Raw genomic sequence first — 14,936 nt, 5'->3', positions numbered from 1 at the left:
GCGTGGATTTATTAGATCAGGCCAAAATAGACCGATTAGCCAATGAGATCGGTGAAGAAAACGTGCCAGTGTTATTGGAAATTTTCCTAGGTGAACTGAGTAACTACATCGCCACTTTGTCACAACTCGTTTCTGAGCAGCAAGACAGCTATCTTCAAGAGATCAGCCATGCTCTGAAAAGCAGCGCTGCCAGCTTTGGTGCTGAGGCACTGCGTACCTTTTCGGTTGAACTCGATGCAAGAGCGAAAGCGGGGGATGCATTGAGCTCTGAAGACGATAAACAGCAAATGTTATCTCTGCTCAAACAAACTGAACAGAGATACAAACAGTTACTCGACTAAGAGCATCTCTATTGCTTGTTGCAACTTAATTCGGTCATGACGCCAATCTCTATTTGGTGAAGCTAAGGGTGTCGTGACGCAATTCCAACGCTGCAATTCAGGGTGGGCTTTATCACCAAGCACCACATCAATCTGTCGACCTTGGCAGGAACGCTCGCACCAGTCGAGCTTTTCCTCTAATGTCATTTCTCCTGCGGGGCCAAATTCTGGCGACAAATTTTCGACAAAAATAACCTTAGCCTTGAGGTTATTGGCAATCGCGCGGCCAATCTCTGGTAACAGTAATGGCGGCATGATACTGGTCAGGAAGCTGCCCGGACCGAGGATGATGGCATCGGCTTGCTCTAGCGCTAATACCCCCTCTTTAGTGGCCGGCACTTCTGGCTCTAAATCAAGCCGAATCAATTTATCTGGCATCTCATCAACACTGGTTTCGCCAGTAACCCAGTGACCATTGGGGGCTAATGCCCTTAAGTCGGAAGGGTGCTCAGACATCGGGATAATATTGACATCGACTTTAAGCATGTTGCGGATCAAATTGGTTGCATCAAGTGGCCGCACTGAGAGGTTATCGAGCGCAGTCAACATCAAGTTGCCTAGGTTGTGACCGTCAAGTTCTCCGGTGCCTTTGAAGCGGTATTCGAACATCATAGAGCTAATCGAAGGTTCAGTAATGAGCTGATTAATGCAGTTACGAGTATCTCCCCAGGCGATACCACCTTGACAGTTACGAATACGACCTGTTGAACCGCCATTATCCGTCGTCGCGACGATGCCAGTGGCGTTTGAGCCGAAATCTTTTAATGCCGCAAGCATCCTGCCGAGACCATGGCCTCCACCGACTGCGACCACTTTCTTGCTAGCGTAAAGTGTCATGCTGAGCTTCTATTTTTGTCATAACCAACTACAATTTAGAATATTGTATTCATATTAAATACTCAATAGGGAGTAATTTGCGCCCTAAGCACGATTTTTTGGTGTGCAGGGTGGAATCACACATAATTATTAAGTATTTTAATAGTCAAGCTACTACCCAATATAGGTAGTTGCCATAGCTCCGAGCTTCACAGGCTAAGTTCATACTGAATACGCTTGTTAAGCCAGTGACATTTTGTCACAAGGGCATAATTGGAAATGATTATGCCTCCCGTGTTTGGAAAGGTGTTCCGTGGCGCAACAATTTGAAGATAGATTCAATCGTAAGTTTTATTACTTACGACTCTCCGTTACAGATGTCTGTAACTTTAAATGCACATATTGTCTGCCTGATGGCTACCAGCCTTCGGGGCAGAAAAACTCGTCTTTTTTATCCCTGCCCGAGATTAAACGTGTGGTTTCGGCGTTTGCCGATTGCGGTACGTCTAAAGTCCGTATTACGGGTGGCGAGCCAAGTCTGCGCAAAGACTTCAACGATATTATCCATGCAGTGGCTTCAACACCTGGTATTGATAAGGTCGCGACGACCACCAACGGTTATCGTATGGCCAAGCAAGTAGCAGATTGGAAGCAGGCAGGGCTAACGCACATTAATGTCAGTGTTGATAGCCTCGACCCGCGAATGTTCCATCAAATTACCGGTGAAAATAAGTTCACCCAAGTGATGGATGGCATTGAGCGTGCCTTTGACGTCGGGTATCAGCAGGTCAAAGTTAATGTCGTGTTGATGAAAGATCTCAATGCCCATGAATTACCCGCTTTTCTGGCTTGGATCAAAGATCGACCGATTCAATTACGTTTTATTGAGCTCATGCAAACTGGTGAAATGGATACGCTTTTCCAGCGCCACCATGTGTCCGGTGTGGCGATTCGGAATCAATTGATTGCCAATGGTTGGCTACTTAAAGCGCGAGCAAACAACGATGGCCCGGCGCAAGTGTTTATTCATCCTGACTATCAGGGGGAAATAGGTCTGATCATGCCATATGAGAAGGATTTTTGCGCAAGTTGTAATCGACTGCGGGTCTCGGCAACAGGCAAGTTGCATTTGTGTTTGTTTGGCGATCACGGCGTAGAATTGCGAGACTTGCTTGAGGATGATTCACAGCGGCATTCACTGATAGATCGTATCCAAGCACAATTGCAGACCAAATCGGTCAGCCACTTCTTACATGATGGCAACTCAGGTATGACGCCACATTTAGCGTCAATCGGCGGTTAAATAAACTCAAACCATAGATAATGGCATTAAGCTTGGCGCTTAGTGCGAGTATTACTGATTAAAATAGGTGAACAAATGGGTCACGCAGATAGCAAATTCCAACCAGCAAATATCGCAGTACTAACGGTTTCTGATACGCGCACAGAAGAAAATGATACCTCTGGCGGTTACTTGGTTGAGCAAGCAAAAGAGTCTGGACACAATGTGGTTGATAAGCAAATTGTGATTGATGACATGTATAAGATTCGTGCGATCGTCTCACAGTGGATTGCCGATGATAACGTGCAGGCCGTCATGATCACTGGCGGTACGGGCTTTACTTCGCGTGACAGCACTCCGGAAGCACTGAAGCCTTTGTTTGATAAAGAAGTCGAAGGGTTTGGTGAACTTTTCCGTATGGTCTCTTATGAGGAAATTGGCACGTCAACGATTCAATCGCGCGCCATTGCGGGTTTTGCCAATCATACGGTTATTTTCGCCATGCCGGGCTCTACCGGTGCTTGTCGCACTGGCTGGAGCAAAATCATCAAGCAACAAATGGATGCGAGTCATCGTCCTTGTAACTTTATGCCGCATTTAGCGGTTTAATCGGAGGGCGAGCAATGAGCGAATTTACTCACATTAATGCCTCTGGTGAAGCCAATATGGTTGATGTGTCAGCCAAGGCAGAAACGGTGCGTGAAGCACGTGCCGAAGCCTTTGTTCATATGGCGCCAGAAACGCTTGAGCTGATTGTTTCTGGTCAGCATCATAAAGGTGACGTTTTTGCTACAGCGCGTATCGCCGGTATTCAAGCGGCAAAGAAAACGTGGGATTTAATTCCACTTTGTCACCCGTTATTACTGTCAAAGGTTGAAGTACAGTTGCAAGCGATGCCAGCTGAAAATAAGGTTCGTATCGAGTCTGTTTGCAAACTCGCAGGAAAAACCGGCGTAGAAATGGAAGCGCTGACTGCTGCTTCTGTGGCGGCGTTAACCATTTACGATATGTGTAAAGCGGTACAAAAAGATATGGTGATAGAGCAGGTACGCTTGCTTGAAAAAACAGGTGGTAAGTCTGGTCACTTTAAGGTGGATGCATGATTAAAGTGCTCTTTTTTGCTCAAACGCGCGAGCTAGTTGGTATTGATGAGCTGCAACTTGACGGCGAGTTTAGCAGTGTTGAACAAGTGCGTGCGCATTTAGCTAAGCAGCAAGGTAAATGGGATCTTGCTCTAGAGCCGGGTAAGTTGCTCGCGGCAGTCAACCAGTCGATCGTGCCGTTAGACCATCCGGTTGAATCTGGTGATGAAGTTGCGTTCTTTCCGCCAGTCACCGGAGGCTAAACATGGACAGTCGAGTATCGGTTTTTAAACAAGACTTTTGTGTTGGTGATGAATACCAAACGTTGGCTGATGGAACCGCTTCAGGCGCTGTAGTGACCTTTGTTGGCAAGGTGAGAGATATGAATCTTGGTGACAATGTGACTGGCTTATCGCTTGAACATTATCCGGGTATGACGGAAAAAGCACTCAGCGAGATTTGTGACGAGGCAGAACAGCGCTGGCCACTACTCAAAACCCGAGTGATTCACCGAGTCGGTGACTTGGATATCGGCGATCAAATTGTGTTCGTTGGTGTATCAAGCGCCCACCGTGGCGCTGCCTTTGAGGCGTGTGAATTCATTATGGATTACCTAAAAACCAAAGCGCCATTTTGGAAAAAAGAACGCACCACCGACATGACTCGATGGGTCGAGTCACGTGACTCAGATGCCAAAGCGGCCAAACGCTGGCAGTAATAAAAATATTGCACTTGGTTCCGACAGCGCTCTTTTTTAAAGGGCGCTTTTTTGTTGTTCACTCAATTGATGAATAGAGCCACGTTGACAACTTTTGGCGTAAAACAGTGCTTTATCGGCGATAGCAATAAATTTTTCAGCATCCATTTGAGGGGGAATTAAGTGGCAATGTTGAATGCCAATGGTGATAGTCAGATGCTCACTCACACTGGAGGATTGATGCGGTATTGCCAGATCCGTAATGATTTTCTGCAGCTGCTTGGCTCGTGTTGTACATTCTGTTTTTGAGATCTTTGGCATAAAAATCAAAAATTCATCTCCGCCGTAGCGAAAACAGAGATCTCGCTCATTCGACCAATCATTGATGGTGTCCCCAACTGCTTTGAGTACCTTGTCACCTTTAAGATGGCCATAGCAGTCGTTATATTGCTTGAAGCAGTCGACATCTATCATCATTATCGCAGAACCAACCTGCTTTACTTTGGCCAGTTCAATCGCATCAGGTAACAGCGCATCCAAGGCATAGCGGTTATAAACCTGTGTTAGATGATCAATATAAGTGAGTCTTTCTAACGCCAATTGTTGCTTGACAAGCGTCTCAAGCGCTTTCTTGTACTGGGTAATATTGCGCACTGTCCACAGCACAAAAGCGGTATCGGGAAGCGGAATAACTAGTGCGCTAAAGTGTTGCACCTCAGTTGGCCCTTCAATGCCTTCAAAGCAATGGAGGGCTTTTGGGTCGAGACTATACTCAAGCTCAGAAGCTTGATTGTTCTCGATTACCTCAACAATAACCTGACTAAACCAAGTGGCTTTGTCGGCAGGTAACACCTGATGTTGGGTGAGACCAACGAGAGTGGCCGGATCGTGGTGCCGGCTTTTATCACGACCACCCCACGCCTCAACGTAAGTACCAGATTTATCGATCAAGAAAGTCGGTTCAGGGAGCGCCTCGAATACGCTATGCATCATGTCAGGGTTATTAGCTAGTTGTGTAGAAAAAGTCGAATTCACAGCGCGTCCCAATACAATATTGATAAAACTAACTATAGTTTAGGCAGTTGATGGCAAATCGGTATGGTACAAAGGTTGATATTATGAATAAGCTCGCGGTAAAAAGATCGTTTGTGATTGCCTTGGTCGTGGGCACTTTATTAAATATCATCAATCAGTATGATGCGCTTCTTCTCACAGGAAGCGTCAATTTTTTTAAGATAATCCTCACTTATTGTATTCCTTTTTGCGTCTCACTCTTTAGTGCCTGGCTCTCGCTGCGCGATGTGCTGGTTTAGTGACGAGCAACAATTTGACTTTGATAGACAGCACCGATTGCAAAAATTGTTGATTTCCATTTAGTAAAATCAAGAAATTAGACAACACTTACAGTATAAGCAGCGTAGGCTTGCAAGTAAGGAGACTCAAATGGAATCACTCAAAGTAAAAGACTATATGACCCTGCAAGCGGTAACTTTTACCCCAGAGATGTCGCTCAGTGCGGCACTCGACAAAGTCATGAACTCTCGCTATCTCGGTGGACCTGTGTTGAACGAACGCCGTGAGGTTGTCGGCTTTTTATCAGGACAGGATCTGCTCGAAAAACTCATTAACGTCAGTTACTACTGTCAAGACAGCCACACTGTCGCCGATTGTATGCACCCTGAGGTGTTGTCTGTGACATCTGAAACGTCAATTATCGAGTTGGCGGATATGATGCGAGTGGGGAAACCTAAAGTCTATCCGGTTATTGATAGTGGCAGACTAGTGGGAATTATTACTCGTCGGGATGTTTTGCGCGCAATTGGTAAAAACATCAACGATTGCTTTAAACATCCTGTGTGACAAATCCAATTAACAGTGACAAGAGGTGTGTCCTACACCTCTTTTTTTGTTAGCGATATTGATTGGCAAACGCATCCGTTGTGAAAGTGACAGAAAAAGTTTGACCTTGGAGTAGACTCTAAGGTTTAGACTTAAGGTGTACAATGAATGGAGACAAATCTATGTGCACAAAACATCATGCATGCCGCTCACAAAAAATCGCGGTCAAACCTTCACAAACGGGTGGTTGTTCTGGTCTCAACAAGGCGTCTATTACCATCTCTGACGTGATCACGCCAGAGTCTGATTGCTGCAGCTCAACTGATTGTGGCAGTGGCGGCGACCCTTCCGATGAGGAAAGTGAGTCCAGTCGCGCCGGCCTATTAACCTATCGCTGGAAGATTGAAGGGATGGACTGTCCATCTTGCGCACGAAAAGTCGAAACCGCAGTTACACGCGTTGAGAGCGTAATCAGTGCCAAGGTCTTATTTGCGACCGAAAAACTGATCATTGAAACCGAACATGCCGATGTGGTTACGCAAGTAGAGAGCGCCATTATTGATAGCGGTTTTTCTTTTGCCACTAACCAACAGCCTCAAAGCACCCCGTCAGCGTCACGTTGGCCATCGGTGATAAAACACAACACCCAGATTTTGGCGATTGCTTTGGCGATGATAATTGCTGCAATCATGCAACCTATTTCCCCTCAATTAAGCCACGGTTTATTCGTGTTCACTTGTTTGGCTGGGCTTTATCCCATCGGACGCAAAGCTATTACTTTAGCTAAGTCAGGTACACCATTCTCTATTGAAACCTTGATGAGTGTTGCGGCACTCGGCGCGTTATATCTGGGAGAAACGGTCGAGGCGGCAATGGTGTTGCTGCTGTTTTTGATTGGTGAACGCCTTGAAGCTTTTGCTGCTTCGCGGGCCCGCAGTGGAGTTAAGGCACTGATGGCGTTAGTGCCAGAAAATGCCACGAAAATAGTTAATGGTCAGCGAGCCTTGGTTGGCGTCAGTGAATTACAACCTAGCGATATTATCGAAGTATCACCGGGTGGAAGACTGCCAGCCGACGGACGCTTGATTGAAGGAACGGCCAGTTTTGATGAAAGTGCGTTGACAGGGGAGTCGATACCTGTCGAGCGGGGGCAAGGTGATGCGGTCATTGCTGGCGCCGTTGTGGTTGATAAAGTGGTGCGATTGGCTGTGACATCAAAACAAGGTGAGAACGCGATAGACCGGATTCTTCATTTGATTGAAGAGGCTGAATCACGTAAAGCACCACTTGAACGTTTCCTTGATAAGTTCAGTCGCTGGTATACACCGTTAATGATGCTGGTGGCGCTTATTGTGATTATTATGCCGCCCCTTGTGTTTGCTCAGCCTTGGGAAACTTGGATCTACCGTGGTTTGGCACTGCTGTTAATTGCCTGTCCATGCGCACTGGTGATCTCCACACCTGCGGCGATTACCTCTGGCTTAGCGGCGGCCGCGCGTCGTGGTGCTTTGATTAAAGGGGGGGCGGCATTAGAACAATTAGGCCAAATTGAAACCGTGGCCTTTGATAAAACGGGCACCTTAACGCAAGGCAAACCTCAAGTGACTGATGTGATCGGTCTTAGTGGTTGGTCGTCAGAGTCTGTGCTTGAAAAAGTCGCAGCGATTGAAGTTGGCTCTAGTCATCCATTGGCGATTTCTGTGGTTGAAAAGGCGAAACAATGTGGACTTAAGATCGTTGAAGCAGAGCACAAACAAGCGTTGGTTGGCAGTGGCGTTCGCGGTGTTATCGATGGGGTTGACTATCAAGTTCTCGCACCTAGTCGGATTCAGGTCAAGGTGAGCAACACGATAACAGCGCAAATAGAACAACTTGAAGCCCAAGGGAAAACGGTGGTGGTCGCTTTGCAAGCAACTGACATTATTGGTTTGGTTGCGTGGCAAGACACGTTGCGAGAAGACTCGTACCAAGCGGTGAGTGCGTTAAAGGCCCTGGGTATTAATTCGATTATGCTCACGGGTGATAACACGCGTAGCGCTGATGCGGTCAGCGCCATGATTGGCATTGATTATAAGGCGGAGCTACTGCCTCAAGATAAAGTGACTTACGTTGAGCAACTGAGCAAAGACGTCAATGTTGCGATGGTGGGCGATGGGATTAATGATGCACCAGCGATGAAAGCCGCTCATATAGGTATCGCAATGGGTGGAGGAACCGATGTCGCTTTAGAAACGGCCGATGCCGCCCTGACGCATAATCGATTAACTGAGCTGGCGGGTATGATTGAACTATCACGCGCTACTGTGGCGATTATTCGACAGAACATAGCGCTAGCGCTCGGCCTTAAAGGCGTCTTCTTGGTGACAAGTTTGCTGGGTATTACCGGGTTGTGGGTTGCGGTATTAGCTGACAGCGGGGCGACCGCTATTGTCACGCTCAATGCATTACGCTTGTTGAAATTTAACTCGAAACAGGTTTAATCCATCTACACTGACAATGGCCCTTGCCTCTATGACGTGAGGGCTGTTTTTTATGCAACTACCTTACTCGGCTTGCTTAAAAGTGTGATGCAAACCGATTTTACGTGCAATGGTGACATTTGTTGCGCTCATTGTTGTGATTGGCGTCACTATAAGAGTTTGGTTTGTTAGTTAAAGTATATCCGTACCCGATGAATTTAAGAGCGTAAAAGTCGAACAAACGACGGTGCTACGCCATAATAAGGAGTTCCCCTATGTCTCAAGCTGTATTCCACCTTGGTGTTACTGAATCTGATCTTGCTGGTGCTACATTAGCGATTATTCCTGGTGATCCAGCGCGTGTACAAAAGATTGCTGAAGAGATGGAAAATCCAGTATTTCTTGCTAGTCACCGTGAGTACACGCTCTACCGTGCAGAGCTAGACGGTAAGCCTGTTGTGGTTTGTTCTACTGGTATCGGTGGCCCGTCAACATCAATTGCTGTTGAAGAGCTTGCTCAGCTTGGTGTGCGTACTTTCTTACGTGTTGGTACCACTGGTGCGATTCAGTCACACGTGAATGTCGGTGATATGATTGTGACGACGGGATCAGTTCGCCTTGACGGTGCGAGTCTTCACTTTGCGCCGATGGAATTCCCTGCTGTGGCAGATTTTGAAATTGCAACCGCAATGAAAGCCGCAGTAGAAGAATCAGGGGCAACAGTACACATGGGTGTGACGGCATCTAGTGATACGTTCTACCCTGGTCAAGAGCGTTACGATACTTTCTCTGGCCGCGTTGTGAAGCGTTTCCAAGGGTCGATGCAAGAGTGGCAAGACATGGGTGTGCTGAACTTCGAAATGGAATCAGCAACCTTACTTACCATGTGTGCAAGCTCTGGCCTTAAAGCGGGTTGTGTTGCAGGGGTTATCATCAACCGTACCCAGAAAGAGATTCCAGATCATGCCACGTTGAAAGAAACAGAAGCACGCTCAATCAAAGTGGTGGTTGAAGCGGCTCGTAAAATGTTATAAGCAACGTTTAGCACATATAAAAACCTCGCTTTGGCGAGGTTTTTTGTTTTTAATCAAGACTAAGAGCCAGTTATTCGTTGCTACTGACTGGCTCTACTCGGCTATTATCGAGCATGATTTTTTGGTACTCGCCACTGGCATAGAGCGTTTTCATTCCTTGGGAAAATACGTCAATTAGCATTTCACTGCGGGCAGAATTTTGTTTGGAAAATAGAATCGTCATTTCATCTTCAAATATCGGCTTATCGTCGACTTTTATCAGAGCGGCTTCGTCTTGTGAGAGGGTATTTTTTATCAGATATTTACCGCGAATAGCGCCAGTGGGGTAGGCGTCTATCCGTCGTTTGACCAGTTTGGAAAAATTGGTTTCTTCATCAATGGACACCATTTGCGTTATACCCGCTTGGTTTAAGTAAAAAAGCGCTTGGTAGTCTTGGGTTGCCCCGATGGTATAATTATTTAAATCGGTTAATTGTTGCCAAGAAAAGTTAACCTCAAGGTGATAAAAGAACACTACGGTCTGAGTAAAAATGGCTTCCGAGTAAAGAAACAGTTTGCTACGTTCTGAATTGCGTATCCATGGAAATGTCCCATCATATTTCCCCTCACTGGCTAGTTTGAAAGAGCGAGACCATGGAAAGTAATCTAATTGCACCTGATAGCCTTGGCTCTCAAAGGCTTTGACAACAACCCGCTGCGCAACTTGTTGTTCAGGATCATTCGATGAACTGGTATATGGCGGCCACTCGCCAATCGCAAATCTAACCACCTTATCTTGCGCTATAATGGCAGTGCTAAAGATCAACGTGCTAATTACGATCAGTAGTTGTGTCATGACGGTTCCAACCTAGAAAACTTAGTACTAATTCTAGTTTATGACACCATATTTAGCTTTATTAAGACGGAATGTTATGGCTAAGAGAGAACGGCTCGCACCGAGAGCCGTATTCACTGACAACTTACCGCTATCGTGCCGTTGAGTTAACTAAATGCGATTTTAGGTAATGGCTGATAGAGATTTTCAGTCATGTCTGACAACATTTGGTCATAGACTTGTGAGATAACCAACGAGATATCCGTCGCGAGTTGATACAAGTCTTCATTGCTGATCGTGAGATCGTCACAGGCATTGATCTCAGTTAACGTGTGCATTGCCTTAGAGCTTAGTGGCGACGCAACTGACAGGGGGCTTATGATCGACAACTGATTCAACTTTCGACGCATCTTATCGCAGTAGTATTTGACGCGCAGCATGCCTTCAGCATCATTTGAGTCCTGAATGGAAATCCGCAATTGTGTCAGTACTTCCATGCTATCGAGGACCTGCTGCCAGTTCATATGATACTCATCACTAATGTCTTCACGACCAGATTCAATTAACCAAGCAATCGCGATTTCATCCATCAAAAACATGCAGTGCCGAATAGTCTTACCGTGTAACACCTGATTGCGAGCAACGGAGCGCTGATCCCACTCTTTATGCAGTGCCTTTAGCTTGAGTTGTAGGATCCGGTACATAGGTTTGTTTTCAAATTGAGCGTTGGCAATGAGCTCGTTTGAGCATGCCATCATGGCATCGTAATTGTCTTCGAGCTTAGCTTGATGAAGGTCAAAATGATGGCTGGTCAGCGCTTGATGGGTCATGGCCCGATGTTGGCGACTTAACAGTAAAATCTGTCGTAGAGAAACGAGAATATCGAACTTACGTTCTAATCCTGTATAACGTTGTCTTGAAAAATAAAAGATCGTCAGCAAAATAAGCATAGAAATAATCAGAGAAACCAGCACAAACATAACCTACTCCTTGTCAATATGTACTACCAAAGGGGTAAGGCACTTTTGATGCCAAGAATTAAGTATATATAAAACAATTGCTTACAATAAACTAGTTCTATCTGATGCCCAATAATGGTGCAACTAGGCACCGAAAGTGTGAGTTTGGACACAAAAAAAGCCCCGCTACAGTGAGCGAGGCTTAAGGTTAAAGTTAGCGCAGATTACATTACGCGCATACCTGGCTGAGCACCTTCATGAGGCTCAAGAATCCATAGATCGCTACCGCCAGGACCTGCGGCTAGGATCATGCCTTCAGACATACCAAATTTCATCTTACGCGGTTTAAGGTTAGCCACCATCACCGTCAGCTTGCCTTCTAACTCTTCCGGTTTGTACGCTGACTTAATGCCAGAGAATACCTGACGAATTTCACCACCGATATCCAATTGGAACTTAAGCAGTTTGTTGGCTTTTGGCACTTCTTCACAAGAGATGATACGAGCAATACGCATATCTACCGCGGCAAACGCATCAAACTCAATCTCGTCTGCGATTGGATCTTTGTCGAGTTCGGTTTGGCTTGCTTGGTTCTTTTCCGCTTCTGCTTTCTCTTTTGCTGCCATTTCCACTGCCGCATCTTCTTTTGACGCTTCGATCATCGCTTCGATGTTTTTAGGGTCGATACGGTTGAATAGTGCTTTGAATTTAGTGATCTCGTGACCCGTTAGTGGAGCGGCGATACCTTCCCAAGTAAGTTCTTGGTTTAGGAATGCTTCCGTACGCGCTGCAAGTTCAGGCATGACCGGCTTCAGATAAGTCATCAGCACGCGGAATAAGTTGATACCGACAGAACAGATATCTTGCAGTTGTTGATCTTTGCCTTCTTCTTTGGCTACAACCCACGGCGCTTTCTCGTCAACGTATTGGTTGGCTTTATCAGCAAGTGCGGTAACTTCGCGAATAGCACGACCAAATTCGCGCGCTTCGAATAGTTCAGCAATGCGATCTGCGGCGGCAACGAATTCGTTGTATAGCTCAGGTTCGGCGAAACTCTCTGACAACTTGCCATCAAAGCGCTTAGCAATGAACCCTGCGTTACGAGATGCAAGGTTAACAATCTTGTTAACGACATCAGCGTTGACTCGTTGAGTAAAGTCTTCCAGATTCAGGTCGAGATCATCGATACGACTGTTTAGTTTGGCCGCGTAGTAGTAACGCAGGCACTCAGGGTCGAGGTGGTTAAGGTACGTACTGGCTTTAATGAAAGTGCCTTTTGACTTAGACATTTTCGCGCCGTTGACGGTAACGTAGCCGTGAACAAAGACGTTATTTGGTTTACGGAAACCACTGCCTTCAAGCATCGCAGGCCAGAACAACGAGTGGAAGTAAACGATGTCTTTACCGATGAAGTGGTAAAGCTCAGTCTGGCTGTCTTTGTTCCAGTATTCTGCAAAGTCGAGATCGTCACGTTTTTCACACAGGTTTTTGAATGAGCCCATGTAGCCGATCGGGGCATCTAGCCAAACGTAGAAAAACTTGTCTTTTTCACCTGGGATTTCGAAGCCGAAATACGGTGCATCACGCGAAATGTCCCATTGTTGTAGGCCAGACTCGAACCACTCTTGCATCTTGTTAGCGGTTTCTGTTTGTAGTGAGCCCGAACGCGTCCACTCTTTGAGCATACTTTCGAACTGCGGTAAGTCGAAGAAGAAGTGCTCAGAATCTTTCATGATAGGCGTTGCGCCCGAGACGGCTGATTTAGGGTCAATCAGTTCGGTTGGGCTGTAAGTCTCGCCACAGTTATCACAGTTGTCGCCGTATTGGTCCTCAGACTTACACTTAGGACAAGTACCTTTGACGAAACGATCCGGTAGGAACATCTCTTTTTCAGGGTCAAACAGCTGAGAAATTGTACGGCTAGAGATAAAACCGTTTTTCTTCAGTTCTAGGTAGATATAAGACGCTAGCTCACGGTTCTCTTCTGAGTGGGTGCTGTGGTAATTGTCGAAGCTAATATCAAAGCCCGCAAAGTCTTTTTGGTGCTCTTCACTTACAGCAGCGATCATCTCTTCTGGTGTAATTCCCATCTGTTGTGCTTTAAGCATGATTGGCGTGCCGTGGGCATCGTCAGCACAGATGAAGTTTACAGTGTTGCCACGTAGGCGTTGGTAGCGCACCCAGATATCCGCTTGAATGTGCTCAAGCATATGGCCTAGGTGAATCGAACCGTTAGCGTACGGAAGGGCACAAGTTACCAGCATTTTTCTTGAAGAAAGAGGTCGTGGATCGTTTGCCATACTTAATATTCGCTTCTAGATAGGTATAAAAAATAGAGAGTAATACTACCTTATCCCACCAGTGACTCCAAGGTCGGAACGACTGGATTACCTTAGTTTTTTCAGGGTTCAGTATCGGGTGGCACAGTGATAGGATGAGATGCATAAGGAGGACCTATGCGTCAATTCAGTTCAAAGCAAGACTTTTGTGATTGGTTAAACCAATTTGAGCACCCAAGCTTGGCTCCCGAGTGGGCCGGTGTCGCCAATGTTGTCTCGGTTGAGTCGGACCGCTTTAACATTGAAATTCCCTTTGCCGCCAATACGCTTGTTGATGAGTTAACGCAGTGGATTGACCACGCCCAGCAAGCCGGGCAAGTGGCTCGTTTCTCCTATTCACTGTCGGTCGAGCCTAAAGCACTCGAAACACATGTTGGAGCGACGGTGAAAGGGGTTAAAAATATTATCGCTGTGACTTCCGCGAAAGGTGGGGTAGGTAAATCAACAACCTCGGTCAATCTCGCGTTAGCGTTATCTAAATCAGGCGCCAAAGTGGGTCTGTTGGATGCGGATATCTATGGGCCTTCAGTACCGCTGATGCTCGGGCAGAGTGATGCGCATCCTGAAGTGCGAGACAATAAGTGGATGCAACCGATCAAAGCTCACGGGATTTATACCCATTCGATCGGCTATTTAGTGGCAAAAGATGAAGCGGCAATCTGGCGTGGACCTATGGCGGCAAAAGCCCTAGCGCAACTGCTTAATGAAACCGACTGGCCTGAACTCGATTACCTAGTGATCGATATGCCGCCGGGCACCGGGGATATTCAACTCAGCTTAGCTCAGCAAGTTCCTGTGACAGGTGCGGTGATCGTCACTACGCCACAAGACTTAGCCTTGGCTGATGCACGTAAAGGCGCCGCGATGTTCAGCAAAGTCGATGTGCCTGTGGTGGGGCTGGTTGAAAACATGAGCTATCACATTTGCAGTCATTGTGGTGAGAAAGAACATATTTTTGGTCAAGGTGGCGCGCAACAAATGGCTGCGGATCTTGGTCTCGATCTTCTCGCGCAAATCCCTTTACATATTCAAATGCGCCAAGATATCGATAATGGTCTACCAACGGTGGTAGCACGACCAGATTCAGAACATACTCAGTTTTATATGATGTTAGCTCAATCGATCAGTTCTCGACTCTATTGGCATGGCAAAGCAAAACCTGATTCTATTTTGTTCACCATGGTGGAATAGCATCAAGTTTCATTAAAAAAAGAGCGTTGAATCGGCGCTCTTTT

16 protein-coding genes and 1 riboswitch are annotated in these 14,936 nt (G+C 46.4%); of the genes, 11 read left to right on the top strand and 5 right to left on the bottom strand.

The features are described from left to right. Positions 1-2 precede the first annotated feature (2 nt). A complete protein-coding gene (gene luxU / locus BS19_RS01980; RefSeq protein WP_038173005.1) occupies positions 3-341 on the top strand; it encodes a quorum-sensing phosphorelay protein LuxU in 339 nt (112 codons plus the stop codon). On the opposite strand, the gene BS19_RS01975 is transcribed toward luxU, so the two are convergent. Then, positions 330-1,217: a YvcK family protein gene (locus BS19_RS01975; RefSeq protein WP_038173004.1), complete on the bottom strand. Its 888-nt coding sequence runs from the start codon at positions 1,215-1,217 to the stop codon at positions 330-332. The genes luxU and BS19_RS01975 overlap by 12 nt on opposite strands. Before the next feature lie 167 nt (positions 1,218-1,384). Further along, positions 1,385-1,521, top strand: a riboswitch (molybdenum cofactor riboswitch). Between BS19_RS01975 and moaA the strand changes: the two genes are divergently transcribed. The 5 genes from moaA to moaE all read left to right on the top strand — a co-directional run bounded on the left by moaA (position 1,510) and on the right by moaE (position 4,278). Then, positions 1,510-2,499: a GTP 3',8-cyclase MoaA gene (moaA, locus tag BS19_RS01970; RefSeq protein WP_038173003.1), complete on the top strand. Its 990-nt coding sequence runs from the start codon at positions 1,510-1,512 to the stop codon at positions 2,497-2,499. (Overlaps the previous riboswitch by 12 nt.) Before the next feature lie 75 nt (positions 2,500-2,574). Then, entirely contained in the window at positions 2,575-3,087 is a 513-nt protein-coding gene (gene moaB / locus BS19_RS01965; RefSeq protein WP_038172998.1) for a molybdenum cofactor biosynthesis protein B, read from the top strand. A gap of 14 nt (positions 3,088-3,101) precedes the next feature. Then, on the top strand, positions 3,102-3,581 hold the full coding sequence (gene moaC / locus BS19_RS01960) for a cyclic pyranopterin monophosphate synthase MoaC (RefSeq protein WP_038172997.1): 480 nt from the start codon (positions 3,102-3,104) through the stop codon (positions 3,579-3,581). Next, the gene (gene moaD, locus BS19_RS01955) at positions 3,578-3,823 is read left to right on the top strand and encodes a molybdopterin synthase sulfur carrier subunit (protein WP_038172996.1); all 246 of its coding nucleotides are present in this window, start codon (positions 3,578-3,580) and stop codon (positions 3,821-3,823) included. Before moaC ends, moaD begins: the two co-directional genes overlap by 4 nt. Before the next feature lie 2 nt (positions 3,824-3,825). Next, positions 3,826-4,278: a molybdopterin synthase catalytic subunit MoaE gene (gene moaE / locus BS19_RS01950; protein WP_038172995.1), complete on the top strand. Its 453-nt coding sequence runs from the start codon at positions 3,826-3,828 to the stop codon at positions 4,276-4,278. 36 nt (positions 4,279-4,314) lie between these two features. Here the strand turns inward: moaE and BS19_RS01945 are convergent, their stop codons facing one another. Continuing rightward, positions 4,315-5,292 (bottom strand): sensor domain-containing diguanylate cyclase, encoded by a 978-nt coding sequence (locus BS19_RS01945; RefSeq protein WP_038172994.1) that lies wholly within the window; start codon positions 5,290-5,292, stop codon positions 4,315-4,317. Between the two features lie 83 nt (positions 5,293-5,375). Here BS19_RS01945 and nrtS point away from each other — a divergent pair, with 83 nt between their 5' ends. The 4 genes from nrtS to udp all read left to right on the top strand — a co-directional run bounded on the left by nrtS (position 5,376) and on the right by udp (position 9,589). Next, on the top strand, positions 5,376-5,570 hold the full coding sequence (gene nrtS, locus BS19_RS01940; protein WP_038173073.1) for a nitrate/nitrite transporter NrtS: 195 nt from the start codon (positions 5,376-5,378) through the stop codon (positions 5,568-5,570). A 130-nt stretch (positions 5,571-5,700) separates the two neighbouring features. After that, positions 5,701-6,117, top strand: a complete 417-nt coding sequence (locus tag BS19_RS01935; RefSeq protein ID WP_038172993.1) for a CBS domain-containing protein — start codon at positions 5,701-5,703, stop codon at positions 6,115-6,117. Between the two features lie 161 nt (positions 6,118-6,278). Beyond that, on the top strand, positions 6,279-8,576 hold the full coding sequence (locus tag BS19_RS01930; RefSeq protein WP_038172992.1) for a zinc/cadmium/mercury/lead-transporting ATPase: 2,298 nt from the start codon (positions 6,279-6,281) through the stop codon (positions 8,574-8,576). A gap of 254 nt (positions 8,577-8,830) precedes the next feature. After that, positions 8,831-9,589 carry a uridine phosphorylase gene (gene udp / locus BS19_RS01925; RefSeq protein ID WP_038172991.1) on the top strand — a complete coding sequence of 253 codons (759 nt, stop codon included), beginning with the start codon at positions 8,831-8,833 and terminating at the stop codon, positions 9,587-9,589. A gap of 70 nt (positions 9,590-9,659) precedes the next feature. On the opposite strand, the gene BS19_RS01920 is transcribed toward udp, so the two are convergent. The 3 genes from BS19_RS01920 to metG form a co-directional block, all read right to left on the bottom strand. After that, positions 9,660-10,424 (bottom strand): substrate-binding periplasmic protein, encoded by a 765-nt coding sequence (locus tag BS19_RS01920; RefSeq protein ID WP_038172990.1) that lies wholly within the window; start codon positions 10,422-10,424, stop codon positions 9,660-9,662. Between the two features lie 146 nt (positions 10,425-10,570). Continuing rightward, positions 10,571-11,383, bottom strand: a complete 813-nt coding sequence (locus BS19_RS01915) for a hypothetical protein (protein ID WP_038172989.1) — start codon at positions 11,381-11,383, stop codon at positions 10,571-10,573. A 203-nt stretch (positions 11,384-11,586) separates the two neighbouring features. Beyond that, positions 11,587-13,662 carry a methionine--tRNA ligase gene (gene metG / locus BS19_RS01910; RefSeq protein ID WP_038172988.1) on the bottom strand — a complete coding sequence of 692 codons (2,076 nt, stop codon included), beginning with the start codon at positions 13,660-13,662 and terminating at the stop codon, positions 11,587-11,589. Between the two features lie 156 nt (positions 13,663-13,818). Between metG and apbC the strand changes: the two genes are divergently transcribed. Beyond that, on the top strand, positions 13,819-14,892 hold the full coding sequence (gene apbC, locus BS19_RS01905; protein ID WP_038172987.1) for an iron-sulfur cluster carrier protein ApbC: 1,074 nt from the start codon (positions 13,819-13,821) through the stop codon (positions 14,890-14,892). The last annotated feature ends 44 nt before the right edge of the window (positions 14,893-14,936 follow it).

Source organism: Vibrio pacinii DSM 19139, from assembly GCF_000711795.1.
GTDB lineage: Bacteria > Pseudomonadota > Gammaproteobacteria > Enterobacterales > Vibrionaceae > Vibrio > Vibrio pacinii.
Note: the sequence above shows the minus strand (reverse complement) of the source record. Positions and strands in the feature narration are given on the sequence as shown.